Here is an 18751-nt window from a genome sequence, read left to right on the forward strand (position 1 = left end):
CAGGATGTTGACCTAAAGCTACTGCGCCCCAAGGATTTGCCCATGCCCTGTGGGATGCCCGCGCTCCCAGGATACTGCTGGTTCATTGCCGTATAATAGAAAGCTAAAGCTCCTGGGTGTGCGGGCTAGAACAGTAAGGGACTACACTCATCCTCTCCTTCCACAACAACCGTCGTTTCCGTGACGACATACTGACGCAGATGCAATCCCATGCCGAGCAGGGGACGCTGAAGCCGCTGTATCTACCGGGTGGCTCCGTGTTTCTGTATGCGCTGGGTTGTCCGCATCCGGATGAGGTTGCTCTTATTGCACGAGCATTGGGGCTACCGCCATTGATGCTAGGTTTGGGATTCAAGTTATTTGATGGCTTTCCCGAGACGCTTCGTGAGCGCAAGGAGTTTGTCGCCACACGCCGAAGGATGTTGGCTGCCTTCCCCGTCGGTGTTGATTGCGCCCCTGTTGTTGGTCGGTTCTTCCACCGGCTTCTCACGGAGAAGCGCTATCAGATTGCCGACCGCTTTCATACAGCTACAAGTGCCGCCCTCTTACGTGAGGTGATCACTGCGCTCGATGTTGATCCTCTGGGTAGCTTTCTCGACGATGATCTACGCACACAGGTGCGCGATGAGTTAGCACGGCAGATCGAACGAATCAGGTATCTCTGGCAGACTGAGTCTCGGCAGGATCGGGCATATGAGGAGACCAGACGGGCGCTGGAGTTATTGGAGGCTATCAGTTGTATACCGATTGATGGCTATGCACCCGCTCAGGCTGCGGAATTGAGCACAGGCTCCGCCCAGATGCAGTCTGGTGCCCTCTGGTTCCAGTGGGAAGATCTCCTGCGTGATCTGTTTATCCGCGTGCTAAAGTAGGGGCGAACCCGACCGAGGTTGGTGGGCGATGCTTCGCCCCTACGGGATGATTTATGGACGTTGTTCACTCCCTCATCGGCTCGCTATGGTTCTGGGCTTGGGGTGTTACCTCGCTAGGCTGGATCTACTGTACCCTCGCGAATCTCTGGCCGAGGCTCTTTCACCGAGCCGTCATTCGGCTTGCGGTGCATCAGGCGAATGGGTATCAAGTAGGTCATGCGCTCTATTGGCATCTGAGAGCATCTATCGCGCTCCCACTTGCCCTTGCTTCCTGTATGCCTCTGATCATTGCAGGTACACTGCCGCGTAGTTGGTCAAACATTGGCCTGGGGTTTATTGGTGCTGCCCTGGTCGTTTTGTGGCTCCTCCAACCACCTGGCCGCTGCCTCGGCATACGTGTGCTGCCGCAGGGGGCAGATCAGTATCCCTTGTTCGTGCTTCAACCGATTGGCCCGTGGTGGCGTGGTATCGTTCTCCTCCTAGTTTGGGGACTCATCCCGACATGTATCATTGGCTGGGCGCTGAGTGCGCTGATGCCCCTGATTCTGCCCTAAACAATCCCCTCACGGAAGATTGCTCGTACTCCCTATGCTATACTGCTGCCGGATAACCCGCTTCTGCTATCCAAGGTGACACCTATGACGACTTATCTCGGTAAACGCCGTAAGATTATTGATGGTTTGGAGAAGATCACCGGGCGTGCGCGCTATGCGGGTGATCTGGTGCTGCCGAATATGCTCTATGCGCGGGTGTTGCTCAGCCCGTATGCGCATGCGCGGATTGTTCGTATTGATACGAGTGCTGCCTGCTCCATCGCTGGGGTGGTGGCGGTGCTGACCGCGACCGATCTGGTGACAAAGGGGCGAATGGCAGGCTCGCGTCAGACGACGACGCTGGCCGAGGATGTGGTGCGCTATCGCGGTGAGCCGGTGGCGTTGGTGTTGGCGGAGAGTGAGGCCGCCGCCGCCGATGGGCTGGCCGCGCTGCAAGCCGAGTATGATCCCTTGCCGGTGGTGGCCGATCTGGAGCAGGCGCTCGATCCGTCTGCGCCACTGATCTGGCCGCACGGTGTGCCCAAGGCCGGGGCTGATCTGACGGCGACCCACGCGGCGGTGGCACGCGGCAGCGCCGATACTGCGGCCCACGCGCCCACCAACATCCACGAGCAGAAGCACTTTCAGCGCGGTGATGTGGAGGCGGGGCTGGCTGCCGCCGCTGTCACCCTCACTCGCACCTACCGCACCCCGATTGTCCATCAGGGCTACCTGGAACCCCATGCCTGCCTCGCCGATGTTGATCCGTTCCGTTCCACCCTGACGATCTATACCGCGACCCAGGATCAGTTTGGGGTGCGTGCTGAAGTGGCGCGGGTGCTGGGTCTTGCGCTCAACCAAGTGACGATTGTGCCTACCACCTTTGGCGGTGGCTTCGGGGCCAAGTATGGCATCATCGAGCCACTCGTGGCGGCGGCGGCGCTGCGCATGCGGCGTCCGGTGCGCCTCACCCTCACCCGCAGCGAGGATTTCCTGACTACTACCCCCTCGCCGGCAACGCTGATCACGCTGACGCTCGGTGCGGCTCAGGATGGTACGCTCACCGCGCTCAAGGCCGATGTCAAGCTCGACAATGGCGTCTACCCCTACCCGCTGGGTGGGATTGTAGCCGTCTTGCTGGGTGGCTACTACCGCTGCCCGAATGTCGAGATCGCCGTGGCCGAGGTGTTGACCCACAAACCCCAGGTGGGTTCGTACCGTGCGCCGGGTGCGCCGCAGGCCACGTTTGCCATCGAGTCGAGTATGGATGATCTGGCGCGTGAGTTGGGCCGCGACCCCTTAGAGTTGCGGTTGCACAATGCCGCCCGCGAGGGCGATCTGATGGGCAATGGCGACCCGTGGCCCTCGATTGGTTTGGTGCAGGTGCTTGAGGCGGCGCGGAGCCACCCGCTCTGGACGCAGCGCCCGACTGAGCCGGGCCACGCGGTGGGCTTAGCGATTGGTGGCTGGCCGTGTAGCTCTACCCCGGCGGCGGCGGTGTGCCGCGTGGACGCCGACGGGACGGTGCGGGTGCATGTGGGTTCGGTGGACATCTCCGGGGTGAATAGTAGCTTTGTCTTGGTGGCCGCCGAGATCCTGGGGGTTGCGCCGCAGCAGGTGGAGATCATCCAGGGTGATACGCGCACTGGCCCGTTTGCGGGTTCGAGTGGTGGCAGCCAGATCACCTACAGTGTGAGTGCGGCGGTGGCGGCAGCCGCACAGGCGGCACGCCAGCAACTATTAGAACTGGCCGCCACGATATTGGCGGCTCCGGTTGCGGATCTGGAACTAGGGGCGGGCCAGGTGAGTGTGCGTGGCGCACCGGAGCGCAGCATCCCCTTGGGTAAACTGGCCCGCCGGGGCGAACGACAAGCGGGCGGGCCAGGGCCAATTGTGGGTGTGGGTCGCACCGCACCCGCCGAGAATGCACCGGGGTTTGTGGCGCATCTGGTGGAGGTGCGGGTTGACCCGGAGACGGGGCGGGTGACGCCGTTGCGCTACGTGGCCATCCAGGATGTCGGCTTTGCGCTCAACCCCATGCTGGTCGAGGGCCAGATGCATGGAGCCTCGGCGCAGGGGGTAGGTTGGGGCTTGTACGAGGCGCTGCGCTACGACGAGCATGGTGAGTTGCTTACCGCCACGTTTATGGACTATGCGCTGCCGCGTGCCGACAATCTGCCGAGCATTGAGGCGATCATGCTCGAAAACCCGGCTCCGCATGGGCCATTCGGGGCGCGCGGTGTCGGTGAGCCGCCGATTACCGCCGGAGCGGCGGCGCTGGCCAATGCGGTGCGCAGTGCGGTGGGCGTGCGGATTACCCAACTCCCGATCAATGACGAGGTGGTGTGGCGGGCGATCATTGGTTTGTAAAGGATGGACAAGACATGTTGGGCGGCAGCGTCCCCAACATAGCATGACGTTCACAGGATCGTGATTCTGGATCGTGCGCCCCGATACGGTTATGGAATTCCTTGCAATCACCTGTATGCTGTGGTATGATAATTTATCATACCAAATTGCGACGATTGATACACGCACACGAGGTAGCGTATGACGACCACCAAGGTTGCGATTACCATTGATAGTAGCCTGCTCGCAGAACTCGACCGCCTCGTTGCGCAACAGGTGTTTGCCAATCGGAGTAAAGCGATTCAGGAAGCCCTTGCCGATAAATTAACGCGGATGCGTCGGCACCGTTTAGCCCGCGAAAGTGCGAAACTCTCGCCCGTGGACGAACAGGCATTGGCCGAAGAGCAGTTTGAACAGGATAGCGCGCAATGGCCAGTATATTAAGAGGGGATATTTGGTGGGCTGATCTTGACCCCGTCCGTGGCTTCGAACAAGCCGGGACGCGCCCAGTACTCGTGATCAGCCATGACGTTTTTAATGCGCGCTCCGGAACCGTGATTGCGCTCGCGATCACCAGCCAACGCCCTTTAGCAGGCTATCCATTGACCTATCCGCTCCCCGATGGAACCTTACCCAAACCATCGTGGGTCAAAGTCAGCCAGATTCGCACCCTCTCCGTCCAACGCCTCAGTAACCGCGTAGGTGCCGTTGACCCAAGCGATGTGGACGAAATTATTGATGGCTTGAACGAAATCATCGCCGACTAATTGACTTTTTTGCCCTCATCGTAGCCGCGCTCGGTGACACCTAGTGTGGGTGGCGGTTTTTTGTACAACAAGCCGTACCACACCGGAGGTCTATCGAAAGGAACCCCATGCCCTCCACCCCACCCCGCGCCTATACGGGCGAAACGGTGGCGATGCGCCGCCGTTCCGCCGCGCCCCCACCTGCACCGCGCTTCCCCTGGGCCAAGATCCGGCTGGGGTTGGGGTTGCTGGTGCTGGCCATGCTGCTCGGACTGGGCATCTTCTACTGGCAGGTGCATCGCCTCGCCGGGGCGATCACACTGGCGGAGGTACGTTCCAACCCACCGCTTGCCACGCCCCTGATCGGAGCCAACCTGCTGCTGATCGGTGTGGATGCACGCCCCGACCATCCTGAAGAGGGGGTACGCAGCGACACACTCATCCTCGTGCGCCTGGATGCTGTCGGGCGCTGGGTGAGTCTGCTCTCCATCCCGCGTGATACCCAAGTCGAATTACCCGATATTGGCACCACCAAGATCAATGTCGCCTATGGCCAGGGCTATGCGCGCACCGAAGAGTTGTATGGCCCCGGCACGACCCCGGAGCAGGGCGGGATGGCGCTCGCGGCCCAGACGGTGGAGCAGGTGCTCGATCTGCGCAGCCGGGGCATGCGGGTTGACTATACCGCCCAGATCAACTTCGACGGCTTTGCGGGCATGATTGACGCCCTCGGAGGGATTACGATCAATGTCCCGCAGTTGATTATAGATGATGAGTACCCCACCGCAGACTTCGGGATCATGCGGGTGGAGTTTCAGCCAGGGCCGCAGCGCATGGATGGTGAGCGGGCGCTCATCTACGCCCGCACCCGCCACGCTGACAGCGATTTTGGGCGTTCAGAACGCCAACAGCAGGTCATGCGCGCCATCCTACACGAGTTCCAGGCGAAGGGGATGCTCGGTCAGGTTTGGGCCGTGCCGGGGTTACTGGCTGCGGTCGCCGGAGAAGATGGCAGCACCCCACCTGTTATGACCACGATGCCGATTGATCGCCTCGATGTTCTGATCGGCCTGCTCGGTTTGGCTGGCAGCCTCGAACCGGATGCGATTGGGCAACTGCGCATCAGCCCGGAGGTCGTGGGCATGACCGAGATCGGCTCGAATCTGATCTGGGACCCCGCTGGGATTCAGCAGGTACTCGATGCGTTTGTCGCGCCGCCCAACGAGGCCCAGGAGCAGGCAACGATTCTCGTGATGAACGGCACCAGCACCCCTGGTCTGGCGCGCACGATTAGTTTGGAGTTAGAGGCGAACGGCTTTCGCCTCCTACCGCCAGAGAATGCCCCCGAAGGCAACTACCCGCGCACCGTCATTTATGATCCGAGTGGCAAACCGGCCACAGTGCGCCGCCTGAGTCAAATCTTCAAGGCCGAGGTGGTGCGGGGCACCGCGCCGGGGGTAATGAGCGCGGCGGATGTGGTGGTTATCCTGGGGGATGATGCGGGGGGGTAGGGGTTTAATCATTTAACCGCCGAGGACGCAGAGGGGGAGGGGTTTGTAGGTCTCCCTTGCGGTACGCTTCATTTAACCGCCAAGGACGCAGAGGAACGCAGAGGGGGAGGGTTTGTAGGTCTCCCTTGCGGTACGCTTCATTTAACCGCCGAGGACGCAGAGGAACGCAGAGGGAGACGGGTTTGTAGGTCTCCCTTGCGGTACGCTTCATTTAACCGCCGAGGACGCAGAGGAACGCAGAGGGGGACGGGTTTGTAGGTCTCCCTTGCGGTAGGCTTATTTAACCGCCGAGGACGCAGAGGGGGAGGGTTTGTAGGTCTCCCTCTGCGCCCCTCTGCGTCCTTTGCGGTTACGAACCGGAATAATCTGCGTAATCTGCGCAATCTGCGGATAAATAACGCATGCCCCTCCGTTCCGTTCCTCTGGGGTTACGAACCGGAATAATCTGCGCAATCTGCGTCATCTGCGGACACATAACGCGGGGCGCATCGCGATGCGCCCCTACGACGACGAGGATCGCACATGCTCGGCCAAGCCCCGCAGATGCGCGGCGAGCTGCGCGGCGTGGGAACCAGGAGCCGCCCCGGTGGCGTAGACGTCGGCGGTGACGGTGAGCTTCTCGATGAGCGCAGCACACGCTTCGGGGCTACCGTCGGTGAGGGTGCGCATAACAGCCACATGGAGTTCGTGGTTGGTTGGCGAGTGGCGCGAGCCGCGTCCCATGAGCGAGGGATGGTTGATCAGGGCGCTCGCGAGGCGTTGCCGGTAGGCTGCGGGCTGCTCCTGGGGGTAGGTGCGCAGGAAGTTTCCGGCGAGGTGTAAGGCCAGCGGTAGGTCGCCGAGCACCTCGGCCAGCATCGCCGCCTCGTCTTCCCCCAGAGTTTCGCGCAGGCTGCGCAGCAAGGCGATACTCTCCGCCCGTTCGAGTACATCCAGCCGCCGCTCCACCACGCCCAGGACGCTCTCCCACTGGCTCGCCCGACTCGTCACCAGCACCCGGCACCCGCCCGTCGTCGGTCGCCACTGGGCCAGCAGCGCTTCGTCTTCGCAGTTGTCGAAGATCAACAGGCGCGGCAGCGCTTCCTGCCACGCGGCGATCACCCGCCGCACCTGATCGTCAATCTTGAGGTCGGCGAAGCCGGGTAGGTTGAGCGCCATGCCGCAGGCGGCGATCTCGGCCGTGATGACCTGGGGGTCGGCGAAGCTGAGCCAGAAGACGCCCCCAGCGAAGAACTTGCCGTAACGGTGGGCAAACTCGGTGGCGAGGTTGGTCTTGCCGATACCACCCAACCCAGTGGCGGCGGCAATCTGGCCAATCGCGGCGGTCGCGCCCCCCTTGAGCGTCGCCGCCAGCCAATGGAGGTCATCGCCACGCCCGACAAAGTGCGGGTTGCGGCTGAAGGGCATGCGGTGGGGCGTGGGGAGTGGCGCATGGGGCGGCAGGTCATCCAGTGGGAGGGCGGCGAGTAACTCCAGGGCGGCGGCGAGGTCGCGATACGTCCCCACCGGCGGGAGTTGGATGCTGATCGCGGTGCCGATAATCTGGTGGACATAGCCACCGGAGATCGTGATCTCTTGGAGCGTCCCGATCTGGTGGCGGGCGAACTGTAAGGGCGCTCCAGCAACCGCGATGGTCTGCCCAGCGAGACTGGCTAGTGCGACGGCCAGCACCGGGCGTGCGGCTATTTCGGTTGCGATGGCCGCTGGATCACGGGAGAGCAGCGCGGCGAGATCGCCCGCATGCCCCGCTAGTTCGGCGGGGAGTGCGGCGGCAAGAGCGGTGATGATGGCGTCTTGCTGGCTCATAGGGTGTCATCTGGGAGATCTTCAACCATGACCCCCAGAGCGCGCAGCGCCGCTTTAGCGCGGGCGATCCCGGCTCGTGCCTCTGTGGCACCGTGCATAATATGCGGGGGAGCATAGGCCGTACCGAAGACGGCAAGCTGTTGCAGGTAGTGGCCGAGGGTGCGCCGATGGGTCGCCAAGAGGGTGTGCTGGTGGGTGATGGCTTCGGATTGCGCCCCCGCCGGGGCAGGCGGGTTGCCATAGTTTGTGCCGATGATGCTGCCCACGTTGCCGCCGTTGATCGTGATCTGCTGCACCGTACCGATAGAGAAGTTTGGCGAGGGTGCTGCAACAGGCACCTCCGCCCGCCACAACGCTCCGTCCCGCACCGCCATCCAGAGCGTCGGCATCCACCAATCGGGGTGCTGGTGCAGCGCGGCGCGCGCCGCCGCGAGTGCCCGGTCAATCTGGCCGTCGCGGCGCAGCTCCGTGAAGAGACGCGGCATCAGTTGGGCCACCAGGGCCATCGGCACATTGCCCTGCATGGCGATCACCGCGCCAATTCCAGCACGGGCCAACTGCGGGCCAAGTGCGGCCAACAGTTCGTAGGTGTTGCCCGCCCCCTGGCACGAAGCGAGCACCACCAACAGCGGGTGGCGGGTCAGCGCGCTGATCTGCTGCACCAGCGCCGCCCCGGCGGTGGGCTGGTACGCCTCGCTGGCATCCATCTCCAGGAAGAGGGAGGAACCATCCCCGTGCAGCGCCCCGTGGCACACCAAGTAGAGGATGCTGGCCCCCTCGCGCAGCGCGGCAGCGATGTTGGCCAGACTCGCGCTAGGGCGACCTTCGCGGCCATCCAGGATCGTGGCGGCCAGATCACCCAGGCCGCGCTGGGCACGTTGCACCTCAGCGGCGACATCCACCGGGGCCATCTGGTATCTGGGTAGCAGATCCGGGTTCGCCACCGCGATGACGGCGTGCAGGGTGGGTTTGGCCGGGGCCTGCACCTCGGCCAAGCTCGCAGTGACCATGAAGCGCGAAAAGGGCGTGCGTTCACTAGAGGCCAGCGGCGTACTATCCACGGGGTCACGCAGCAACTCCCAGCGGATAGCGTGCAGCCCATCATCGCCGATCAGCACGAGGCGCACCCGCACCGGCTGGCCCGCTTCGGCAAAGCCGCGCACCCGCTGCCAAGCCTCGCGCAACCCCGGTGCAAAGACCATCGCGGTCAGGGCGGCTCCGTAAGCATCGGGGATGGTGGTGAGCGCACGCAGCGCCATAGCATCAAGGGAGACCGGTTCGGGTGGCACGAGATCGGCGCGGTGGTTGGGCAACTCAGCCCGCAGGGCGGCGGTGGTTGCCCCATCAGCAGCACGGGTGATCGTGAGTTCAAGATCGGTGGTGGGCATGGTGTGGCTCGCTCTAGTGAATTGGCTGGCACCACTATAGCACAATATGGTGGCCTTGTCGGGGCGCAGCCCCGACGCAATGATCACACTGCGATCCTCGGAGGTGAGTAATTGTTCACAGTTCTCCTAGCATTCCGGTTTTGACGCAAAGACGCCAAGGCGCAAAGCCTGCAACAAAACCTTTGCGTCTTTGCGCCTTTGCGTCAATCAGAAGCTTCCTTTACCCCAAGTGTGAACAGTTACGGAGGTGAACCTCATTTGACCGCCGAGGACGCCGAGGAACGCAGAGGGGGACTGGTTTGTAGGTCTCCCTGCGGTAGGCTTATTTAACCGCCGAGGACGCCGAGGAACGCAGAGGGGGACGCATTGGGATGCTGCCATCCTCTGCGCCCCTCCGCGTTCTCGGCGGTGAATAACCGGAATAATCTGCGCAATCTGCGGATAAATAACGCATGCCCCTCCGTTCCGTTCCTCTGCGCCCCTCCGCGTTCTCGGCGGTAAAAACCGATCATCTATGCGAGGCGACGTTCCCACGCCTCGTACAATTCGTCCTTGGTGCGCAACCCGGCGGTGGGTAGCGCATGGTTGACCACATAGGTCGCGGCGGCGTGGCGGTTCTCCCACATGGCCTGGTGGGCCTCGCGCAGTTCCTCCCACGGCACCAGGGTTGGCTCGGTGATGCTCAGTTGCCCCGCGCTGATCTCGTCGCTCAGACGCACAATCTCGTAGGCGTTGGAGAGGTGGGTACCGTAGATGTTCGCGGTGGGCATCAGAATGCGCCGCTGGCGCATCCAGATCTGTGGGGCGAAGAAGGAGTAGCGCCGCCCGCCCAGATCTTCAAAGTAGATGATTCGCCCGGTGAAGGGCTTCACTAGCATGGCACTCACCGCCAGCGCATCGTGTCCGGCGCGCTCGATCACCAGATCGGGGTAGCCGCGTGGATTGTCGGCGCTGCGGAGGTAGTGGCCCACCGCTGCCCCCAGTGGTTTGAAGGTCAGTTCACTGAAGCGCCGCACCGCCTCCTTCAGCCCCGCTGGGTCGGCCTTGGAATCGGGCAGTTCGGGCATCGTTCTGGGCCACTCGAAATCGCTCCCCAGCCGCCGCCGCAGTTCCTCTAGGCTCACCACCCCGCGTAGGCTGCTGCCAAACCCCAGGCTCTGCACAAACTCGCGCTGTGCGTCGGTGTAGGTGATCACCACCGTGCGAGCGCCTAACGCACGGGTAGCTTCGATGGCCTCTAAGCCTGATGAGTCGATCAGTTCAAAGGGTGGCGGCACATCAACGTGGGTGATGCGGGTGTCGGGGATGCCGTAGTAGATCACCACCGCTTGGCCCGCGTGCAGCGCCGCCCGCCGCAGCATGGTGGCGGGGTTCGAGGTGCCCACCTTGCCGATGAAGGTGAAGTGGTAGCCACTACTGGCTCCATAGAAGGCCAGGGTGGGGATGTGGCCAGCATACGCTTCGCCTAAGAGTTGGAAACTGCGCGGAAAGGCGGTCTCGCCCGCATGCGAGATCGCATAGTCGGCCAGCCGCCCGCTGTTCTGCTCGCGGAAGCGTGCCACGAGTGCCTGCCCGGCCTGTTCCCACGCCGACCAGAGTTCGGGATCAGCCGGGACACGGGTGAAGCAGTGGGCTAGGCCGGGGGTCATCCGATTGACCGCCCCGCGTGCCCCGGCTTTGCGTAGCGTCTGCTCGCGTTCGGGCGAACTGACCAGCCCGATCACATCCATGCCGTTGCGGACTGCTGTGCGCACCGCGTCCAAGCCGGTGCCGGTTGCCGCGCCCTCAATGAAGATGCTGCGCCCCGATTGGATACGCAGGGTGGTGAAGAGGGCGCGGTAGATCGTTCCCAGGTTGAGCATGAAACTGCCCGCCGCTTCGAGGCTCATATCGGGAGGCAGCGGTTGGCACTGGGGAGCCTGGGCCAACATAAACTGCTGGTGTGAGCCGTCGGGGGTGTTGTAGCCCTGAATGACAAAATCGGCTGCCATGGGATCAAGCCCGGCCATGGGCGAGAGGAGGTTGCTCTGGCCCGCATAGACCGCGACCAGATCGCCTACCTTGAGCCGCCCCTCACGCCGCACATCTTCGCCCAGCGCGGCAATCAGCCCCACCCCGCCCGATCCGGTCACGTGCCAGTCGCGGTCATGGTCGTCAAAGAGGCTCACCGGGATGCCCGTAATCGCCCAGATGTCGTTAAAATTGACCTCGCTGGCCAACATGTAGAGCAACGCCTGATTCGCGCCGGGTGTCTCCACCGGGATGACAATCTGGCGCTCGGCATGGATGGGGTCGCCGTGGGCACCCGCCCCACTTGCTGAGTCGCGCACTACCGCCTGCGCGTATTGCCAGGTGGGGAGGGGCGTCACAGCGGGGAAGAAGGGCGCACCGACGGGGAGAAGCATCTTCCACTCACGCAGCAGCCGCTCTTGGGTCGCATCAACCAAGCGGCGGCGGGTGGGCAGTGGGGCGCTCTGCTTCTCCATGAAGGCGCGAATCCCCGCCTTACCGCCCGCTGGGTCTACGACCGCCTGAGCAAAGAGGTGGGCCTCGTGGTGCAATCCGGCTTCAATCCCATGGGTGAACCCGTAGCGTAACGCTTCGATACAGCGTGCGGCTGCGCTGCCCCGTCCTGTTGCTTGGGCTTGGCGGATGATGCGCTCAATCGCCGGGTGGGCGAGGATGTGGGCCAGTTCATCCTTCACAAAACCGGGTTGTGGATTGATCCACTCCGCCATCTGGTGCTGACGTTCCACAAAGGCACGCCCTAGCTCTGTCGTTGGGGCCTGCGCATCACCGGGATCTTCGGTGATGTAACGGCGTGCCAGCATACATGCCAGCGTGAGCGGATCATTTGCGCCGTGGGCCAGCATATCCACCAACCCGATCTCCTGGGCCTCCTCGGCGGGGATGTTGCGTCCGCCCAGAATAAGGATCAGCGCCCGCAACAACCCGGTGCCCCGCGTGCGGGTGTGGAGGATACGCGGCAGGCGTTGGGTTCCGCCATAGCCGGGGAGCAGGCGCAGGTTGATCTCTGGCTGGCCAAACTCGGCGCTGATTTCCGCCACCCGGTAGTGGCAGGCCAACGCGAACTCCAACCCGCCACCTAGGGCTACCCCATTGATCGCGGCGATGCATGGCTTGTTCATGCGCTCGATCTTGCGGAAGGCCAAGTGGGCATTGTTGGGCAGCGCCAGCGCCTCTTCGACGGTATGCACATCTTCGAGCAACTGGCGAATATCGGCTCCGGCCACAAAGCTGCGCGTTCCTGCACCGGTAAAGACCACCGCTGCTACATCGTGCCGCCGTGCCAGGTGGTCGAGGATCGTGTTGAGTTCATCCAGCGCCCGCTCGTTGAGCGCATTCACCGGCGGGTTGCTGATCGTCACTAGCGCTAACTTGCGGGTGGAATTGCCACATGCGACCGGGTGGTATTCGATGCGGAAGTAGCGGTAGGTTTCGAGTAACTGCTGTTCGTCGGTGAGTTGCTGTTGCAGTTTCCAGACCTTGATCTTGGCCGCGATCTCGTCGAGTACCTCTGGATTGCGTAGGGTGGTGGTATCGCCCAACGGCTCATCCAGCATCATCGCGCGCACAAAGCGGCGCATATACTTGCCGCTGCGCGTCTCTGGGAAGGCCGAGAGTTCGATATAATCTTCGGGCACACTCACCACGCCCTTCTCCGAGCGTACCAGTTCATTCAACCGTTGGCGATCCTGGCTGGTCAACCGCTGCCCCGGTGCCATCACCACGAAGGCCAACGGGGTCAGCCCCTTCTCGCGGTGGGGTGCGCCAACCACAATACAGTTGCCCACCGGCGAATCGGGGGTGATCTGGCGATCACGCAGAATGGCCCCCTCGATCTCCTCGGTGCCCATGCGGTGGCCAGAGACATTGATCACATCATCGGAGCGCCCGTGCAGGGTGAAGCTGCCATCGGGGTACTTCATGGCAAAATCGCCCTGCACATAGGCCCACTCGCCCTGCGGCCCGCGCCGCCAGTAGGTCTGCACAAAGCGCTCGGCATCGCCGTGCCACACCGAGATGGGTTGCTGCTGCTCCACCGCCTGCATCCAGTTCTGGAACCCAGCCACATCGCCCCAGATCGTCCGCGCCAAGTAGGGGTAGGGCGCGGTCAGTACAATCTCGCCCTTCTCTTCATACTCCGCAACCCGGTAGCTGATCGCTCCGTGTGTATCATGCTGCGCCACCCAGACATCACCCGCAATCCACGGCAACGGGTAGGTATGCGCGTCGGCACGTAGCGGGAAATCATCATTCCCATAGAAGTGGGTCCAGACGATGCCGCCATGCTCGGTGGCCCAGTAGGAGTTGATGTATTGCGGCGTCATCAGATCCATGCCGAACTGCTGTACCGCCGGACTGACCGGCTCGGCGCAGAAGGTGGCCACGCGCAGGCTCGCCATCTGATACTGGCGCACGTCCTCGACATGCTGCGGGTTACTCAACACCGACTTGAGGAAGGTGACACCGGCCTTAAAGATCTGTACGCCGTAGCGCTCGATGATACTCGCATAGCGTCCCGCCGAGGGGAAGACCGGTGAGCCTTCGGTGAGTACGCCGGTGAGCCGGTAGGCCAAACTGGCGGTGATCATATAGCTCTGGCCGGTGATCCAGCCGGGGTCGGCGATGACATAGATCACATCACCCGGCTCAGCGTCGAAACTGACCCGCAGGGTATGCACTAGCCCCGCCACATAGCCCGCGTGGACATGCACTACCCCCTTGGGTTTGCCGGTACTCCCCGATGTGTAGATGATAAAGAGTGGGAACTCGGCATCCACCGGCAGACAGGGGGTACTCGCATACAGCGCTCGCACAAACTGGTCGGTCGGCAGCGCCAGCAACTCGGCCTCGCTGCTCACCGCCACACCCGCCGCACGGGCCGTTGCGAGGATCTGTTCGGTTGCCTTATCCAACAGATCGTGGCTCCACACATCGCGGTCGGCACGCCAGAGGATCTCTTGGCCAGTGTGGCGCACCACCACCACCGCATCCACCCGGGGTGGGGTATTCACGAGCGCTTGGGCGATAACCGTGCGCAATTGGGCTTGCATCGCCGGATCAAGATCGGCCAGACGCGCCAACCCTTGCCCTACCCCACGCATAATATCGGTGCGTTCGACGGTAATCTCATTGCCGATGGCCTCACGTACAGCGGCGTCAATAGATTGAATATGCCAAGTATCAATGCGCTTCGACTCAAGCGCCTTGCGCACGATCTGGAGTGCGACTTCAACCGGAATATAGGTATCGAGTGCCTGATCGGTATAGATCTCTTTGTAGGCCACCACCTGGGCATTCCGGTAGCCACCATCGCAGGTGATCACCACCCGTGCCCCGGCGTTATGGATGCGATCCGAGAGCGTTTTGTCACTAAACCCACCGAAAACTGGCGTATAAATGATACCAAGTCGCTTCGCTGCTTCGGTATAATAGATCTGAGGCAGAATATTGGGCATATTCAGCGCAATTCGGTCGCCACGCCGCAAACCCAGATCGCGCAACACCTGGGCCGCCTTGACCACCTCCCACAACAGGCGTTTGCGCGAGACCGCCTCGTGAACCACCGGGCCACCGCGCCCCGCATTGAGACTACTATCCCAACGGTCGCCCTCGAAGAAGAAGGCGGTCTCATCACCAAAACCGAGCAGCACATGGCGGTCTACCTCATTGAAGCAGGCGTTCGTCAAGCCACCCTCGAACCAACGGTAGAAGGGCGGGTCATCGGCATTGAGCGTCCGCTGCCACGGCAGATAGTCGGGGCCATAGGGGACATGGACGGGCAGCCCGGTCTGGGCTGCGAAGCCATGCCACTGCTGCTGGGTCTCATCCCAGATGATCCAGGCGTCCAGGGTTGTATCGTACCAATGGATCGTGCTACGGGCGATTGATCCATGAAAGAGGTCAGGGGTACCCAAGGCACTCATTCGCTGCGCGTCCCAATCGGCGCGCGAACGAATCGGGTTGGTGCGGGGGCTACGGGGCGAATAGTGCGGCACGGTCTCGATCATCGTTGATCCCTCCGAACAGGTATACAGAGCAGGTAGGGTATAGCGTACCTAGCCCAGGCCGGTGTGTCAAGGGGTGATCCGCGTAGGGGCGAAGCATCGCCCTCCAACCCAGATCGTGTTCCCGTGCATCTAGAGGGCGATGCTTCGCCCCTACTGGTTTCTTCTCACATCCAAAGATCTCCTATGCAACGCATTGAATTTCGTGCCATGGGCTGCCAGATGCTCGCCCTCATTGATAGCGAACATCCTGAAGCCGCCGCTGCCCTCCACCACGTCCCAGAGTGGTTCGCCACCTGGGAAGCGGCGCTCAGTCGCTTCCGCCCCGACAGTGAGATCTCGTTGCTCAACACCGATGCAGGCTTTTGGGTACCGGTGAGCGAAACCCTCTGGCTAGTTTTAGAGGCCGCGTTGGAGGCGGCCCAGCGCAGTGCGGGGGTGGTGGTGCCGACTATTCTTCACGCTCTGCATGCCGTTGGCTACACCCGTGATTTTGCGGCTGGCCCGCAATTGATGGCGTCGCCTGCTCTCGTCACCCCCGCCCCTGACTGGCGTCAGATCGAGATGGAAGCATCACTACGTGCGGTTCGGCTTCCCGAAGGGGTGCAGATTGACCTGAGCGGTATCGCCAAGGGTTGGGCGGCGGATCAGGTTGTGCAGCGGCTGGCACCCTATGGCCCAACGCTGGTTGATGCGGGTGGCGATATTGCCATCAGTGGCGCTATGGCCAGTGGCCACCCCTGGCTGATCGGGATTGATAACCCGCTCAATCCCGATGCCACCCTGGGGATGCTGAGCCTACATGGCGGTGGTGTGGCGACCTCCGGGCGCGACTACCGCCGCTGGCAGACGGCGGAGGGCTGGCAGCACCACATCATTGATCCGCGCAGTGGGCGGCCTGCGCAGAGCAGCGCACTCACCGCGAGTGCCGTGGCCCCCTCGGCGCAGGCGGCGGAGGTGGCGGCTAAGTTGATCTTTATTCTGGAGGCGGCGGGGCTAGAACAGATCGCCAGTTGGCCCGGCTGTGCCGGGATGCTCCTGCGTGAGGATGGCAGCCAGATCACCACGCCGGGGTGGGCGGAGTATCTCTACCAGACCAGTTAGTTTGTTGGCGCAAAGGCGCGTAACAGTTCACCCTTGGGGTAAAAGAAATCTCATGTTGACGCAAAGGCGCAAGGACGCAAAGGTTTTGTTGCAGACTTTGCGCCTCTGCGTCTTTGCGTCAGAACGATATACTCTTGCTAGTGGAGAATCCGCGACAAGAAGAGCTTGGTGCGCTCATGCGTGGGCTGGCTGAAGACCTGATTGGGTGGCCCCTGCTCAATGATTCGCCCCTGATCCATAAAGACCACCTGATGCGCCGCGTTGCGCGCAAAACCCATCTCATGCGAGACGACTACCATCGTCATACCTTCGCGGGCCAGATCGAGCATGACATCCAGCACCTCTTTGATCATCTCTGGATCGAGTGCCGAGGTTGGCTCATCAAAGAGCATCACCTTGGGTTGCATCGCTAGTGAACGCGCAATCGCCACCCGCTGCTGCTGGCCACCCGAAAGCTGCGTTGGGTGTTTGTGGGCTTGTTCGGGGATACCGACCTTCTCCAAGAGTTTCCAGGCGATCTGCTCGCTCTCCGGACGTGAGCGCTTGCGTACCTTCTGCTGCGCGAGGCAGATATTATCCAGCACCGTCAGGTGTGGGAAGAGTTCAAAGCGCTGAAAGACCATCCCCACTTCGGCGCGTACTGCGTTGATATGGGCCTCATTATTATTGACTGTGATCCCGTCAACCATGATCGTGCCCGCGTCGGGTACTTCCAGGCGGTTGATACAGCGCAGCAGGGTGGATTTTCCCGACCCCGAAGGGCCGACGATCATCATCACCTCACCCGCCTGAACATCCAGGCTGACCGTGTCGAGGGCGCAGAAGGCACCATAATATTTCGAGATCGCCTCAATACGAATCATCGGCGCATCCACAAGTGTGCTCATCACTTACCCCCTCGCGCCCACCCGGCGCTGTATCCATTGCAGAATCAGCGAGAGAACCAGCGTCATACTCAGGTAAAAGAGCGTCAAAATAAAGTAGGTCTCTTCGTAGCGAAAGGTGGTACTGACCGAAAGCCGCGCCACTTGGGTCATCTCGCGCACCCCCAACACCGAAACCAGCGAGGTATCCTTGAGCAACGCGATCAGGTCATTACCGAGTGCAGGCATCACATTGCGCACCGCTTGGGGCAGAATGACATAGAACATCGCCTGGGCGCGGGTCATGCCCAGCGAACGGGCGGCCTCACTCTGGCCCCGGCTGATCGACTCGATTCCAGCGCGGAAGATCTCGGCAATGTAGGCACCATAGATCAACACCAGCGCGATAATGGCGCGTGTCGTGAGCGAGATCGTATTATTGGGCAACCCAAAGCTGCGTGCAAAGAGCGGCACCACCGCAAACGAGATGGTGAAGATCAGCACCAGCATCGGCACACCACGGATAAACTCGATGTAGGTGATGGTCAGATTGCGGATGATCGGATTGGAGGAGACCCGGCCTAGCCCCAAAATCAGCCCGAAGATGAGTGCGAAGACAAACGAGACCGCCGTTACATAGAGGGTAGTGCCGAGTCCTTGCAGGATAGTGTTGAAGATTCCCTGATGCAGCGGATCAGTCATGATCCGAATCGCCATGAAGACGATGATCCCCAGGATGATCAGGAACCACCAGGGGAGATCGACGAGGTTACTGCGGCCGGCGAACTCCCGTTTGGGGGTGATGATCTGGTCTTGGTCGACGGCCATCGTGGCTCCACTTCATTAACCAAGCTTCCGGGAAGCTGTAAGCTTCCCGGAAGTTCACTACGCTACTCGTTCCCTGGCAGCTTGAACTCGGCGCTGAAGTACTTCTTCGCCAACTCATCCAACTTGCCACTGGCCCGCATCTCCGCCAGGGCCAGGTTGACTGGGGTAACCAGGTCGCTATCCTTGGGGAAGATGAAGCCCAGCGCATCGCTGGAGATCGGCTCACCAATCAGGGCGATCTGCTCGGCGTTGGTGCCGATGTAGCCCTGACCGGCGGTCTCGTCCATCAGCACGCCATCAACATCACCATTGATCAGCGCGGCGACGGCGAAGGGGAATTGCTCGAAGGCTTGAATACGCGCCTCAGGCACCAACTTGATTGCCGTCTCATAGTTGGTGGTGCCGGTCTGGGTGCCCAGACGCAGCTCGGCGTTGGCGATGAACTCATCCATGTTGGTGAAACGGCTCTCACCCACCCGCGCCATCAGGCGCTGGCTCACCTGGATGTAACCATCGGAGAAGGCGACCTGCTCGGCACGCTCCGGGGTGATGGTGATGCCATCGGCTGCCGCATCAAACTGATTGTTGGCAACGGCCTGGATGATCCCCTCCCACGAAGCCTCCTGGTAGGACGGCACGCAGGTATCCGTTCACGCCCCCCCAGCAGGCAGTAATTGTGGGGCAGGCTGATTCGCCCAATACGCCGTAACCGCAGCGAT

At 61.9% G+C, this 18751-nt stretch carries 13 protein-coding genes; 7 read left to right on the plus strand and 6 right to left on the minus strand.

The genetic code is table 11. From position 1 onward, the window contains the following. Nucleotides 1-344 precede the first annotated feature (344 nt). From EKD03_RS10880 to EKD03_RS10905, 6 genes are all read left to right on the plus strand, one after another. Nucleotides 345-872, plus strand: coding sequence for a hypothetical protein (locus tag EKD03_RS10880; protein WP_129630480.1), 528 nt, complete (start codon nucleotides 345-347; stop codon nucleotides 870-872). 275 nt (nucleotides 873-1147) lie between these two features. After that, nucleotides 1148-1426 (plus strand): hypothetical protein, encoded by a 279-nt coding sequence (locus tag EKD03_RS10885; RefSeq protein WP_129630482.1) that lies wholly within the window; start codon nucleotides 1148-1150, stop codon nucleotides 1424-1426. An 84-nt stretch (nucleotides 1427-1510) separates the two neighbouring features. Continuing rightward, complete coding sequence (locus EKD03_RS10890) at nucleotides 1511-3775, plus strand: xanthine dehydrogenase family protein molybdopterin-binding subunit (protein WP_129630484.1); 2265 nt, start codon at nucleotides 1511-1513, stop codon at nucleotides 3773-3775. A 180-nt stretch (nucleotides 3776-3955) separates the two neighbouring features. After that, nucleotides 3956-4198, plus strand: coding sequence for a ribbon-helix-helix domain-containing protein (locus EKD03_RS10895; RefSeq protein ID WP_129630485.1), 243 nt, complete (start codon nucleotides 3956-3958; stop codon nucleotides 4196-4198). Then, nucleotides 4183-4521 carry a type II toxin-antitoxin system PemK/MazF family toxin gene (locus EKD03_RS10900; RefSeq protein WP_129630487.1) on the plus strand — a complete coding sequence of 113 codons (339 nt, stop codon included), beginning with the start codon at nucleotides 4183-4185 and terminating at the stop codon, nucleotides 4519-4521. Before EKD03_RS10895 ends, EKD03_RS10900 begins: the two co-directional genes overlap by 16 nt. Before the next feature lie 107 nt (nucleotides 4522-4628). Next, a complete protein-coding gene (locus tag EKD03_RS10905; RefSeq protein ID WP_129630489.1) occupies nucleotides 4629-6011 on the plus strand; it encodes an LCP family protein in 1383 nt (460 codons plus the stop codon). 501 nt (nucleotides 6012-6512) lie between these two features. Here the strand turns inward: EKD03_RS10905 and EKD03_RS10910 are convergent. The 3 genes from EKD03_RS10910 to EKD03_RS10920 all read right to left on the minus strand — a co-directional run bounded on the left by EKD03_RS10910 (nucleotide 6513) and on the right by EKD03_RS10920 (nucleotide 15240). After that, nucleotides 6513-7817, minus strand: a complete 1305-nt coding sequence (locus EKD03_RS10910; protein WP_129630491.1) for an NB-ARC domain-containing protein — start codon at nucleotides 7815-7817, stop codon at nucleotides 6513-6515. Continuing rightward, the gene (locus tag EKD03_RS10915; RefSeq protein ID WP_129630493.1) at nucleotides 7814-9292 is read right to left on the minus strand and encodes a CHAT domain-containing protein; all 1479 of its coding nucleotides are present in this window, start codon (nucleotides 9290-9292) and stop codon (nucleotides 7814-7816) included. Before EKD03_RS10915 ends, EKD03_RS10910 begins: the two co-directional genes overlap by 4 nt. A gap of 425 nt (nucleotides 9293-9717) precedes the next feature. Beyond that, nucleotides 9718-15240, minus strand: coding sequence for an AMP-binding protein (locus tag EKD03_RS10920; RefSeq protein ID WP_129630495.1), 5523 nt, complete (start codon nucleotides 15238-15240; stop codon nucleotides 9718-9720). Nucleotides 15241-15423: 183 nt separating this feature from the next. Here EKD03_RS10920 and EKD03_RS10925 point away from each other — a divergent pair, with 183 nt between their 5' ends. Next, nucleotides 15424-16341 (plus strand): FAD:protein FMN transferase, encoded by a 918-nt coding sequence (locus EKD03_RS10925; protein WP_129630497.1) that lies wholly within the window; start codon nucleotides 15424-15426, stop codon nucleotides 16339-16341. A 137-nt stretch (nucleotides 16342-16478) separates the two neighbouring features. Here EKD03_RS10925 and EKD03_RS10930 read toward each other — a convergent pair whose 3' ends face one another. The 3 genes from EKD03_RS10930 to EKD03_RS10940 all read right to left on the minus strand — a co-directional run bounded on the left by EKD03_RS10930 (nucleotide 16479) and on the right by EKD03_RS10940 (nucleotide 18670). Next, on the minus strand, nucleotides 16479-17228 hold the full coding sequence (locus EKD03_RS10930) for an amino acid ABC transporter ATP-binding protein (RefSeq protein ID WP_129630499.1): 750 nt from the start codon (nucleotides 17226-17228) through the stop codon (nucleotides 16479-16481). Nucleotides 17229-17231: 3 nt separating this feature from the next. After that, the gene (locus EKD03_RS10935) at nucleotides 17232-18032 is read right to left on the minus strand and encodes an amino acid ABC transporter permease (RefSeq protein ID WP_129630501.1); all 801 of its coding nucleotides are present in this window, start codon (nucleotides 18030-18032) and stop codon (nucleotides 17232-17234) included. 62 nt (nucleotides 18033-18094) lie between these two features. Next, nucleotides 18095-18670, minus strand: a complete 576-nt coding sequence (locus tag EKD03_RS10940; RefSeq protein ID WP_238613488.1) for a substrate-binding periplasmic protein — start codon at nucleotides 18668-18670, stop codon at nucleotides 18095-18097. Between the last annotated feature and the right edge of the window lie 81 nt (nucleotides 18671-18751).

This window comes from Candidatus Oscillochloris fontis, assembly GCF_004138135.1.
Classification (GTDB): domain Bacteria; phylum Chloroflexota; class Chloroflexia; order Chloroflexales; family Chloroflexaceae; genus Oscillochloris; species Oscillochloris fontis.

Bases quoted from the DNA above. Each gene is read 5' to 3' on its own strand.
- EKD03_RS10885 (WP_129630482.1), top strand. From the start codon at position 1,148: ATGCCTCTGATCATTGCAGGTACACTGCCGCGTAGTTGGTCAAACATT.
- EKD03_RS10890 (WP_129630484.1), top strand. From the start codon at position 1,511: ATGACGACTTATCTCGGTAAACGCCGTAAGATTATTGATGGTTTGGAG.
- EKD03_RS10895 (WP_129630485.1), top strand. From the start codon at position 3,956: ATGACGACCACCAAGGTTGCGATTACCATTGATAGTAGCCTGCTCGCA.
- EKD03_RS10900 (WP_129630487.1), top strand. From the start codon at position 4,183: ATGGCCAGTATATTAAGAGGGGATATTTGGTGGGCTGATCTTGACCCC.
- EKD03_RS10905 (WP_129630489.1), top strand. From the start codon at position 4,629: ATGCCCTCCACCCCACCCCGCGCCTATACGGGCGAAACGGTGGCGATG.
- EKD03_RS10910 (WP_129630491.1), bottom strand. From the start codon at position 7,817: ATGAGCCAGCAAGACGCCATCATCACCGCTCTTGCCGCCGCACTCCCC.
- EKD03_RS10920 (WP_129630495.1), bottom strand. From the start codon at position 15,240: ATGATCGAGACCGTGCCGCACTATTCGCCCCGTAGCCCCCGCACCAAC.
- EKD03_RS10925 (WP_129630497.1), top strand. From the start codon at position 15,424: ATGCAACGCATTGAATTTCGTGCCATGGGCTGCCAGATGCTCGCCCTC.
- EKD03_RS10930 (WP_129630499.1), bottom strand. From the start codon at position 17,228: ATGAGCACACTTGTGGATGCGCCGATGATTCGTATTGAGGCGATCTCG.
- EKD03_RS10935 (WP_129630501.1), bottom strand. From the start codon at position 18,032: ATGGCCGTCGACCAAGACCAGATCATCACCCCCAAACGGGAGTTCGCC.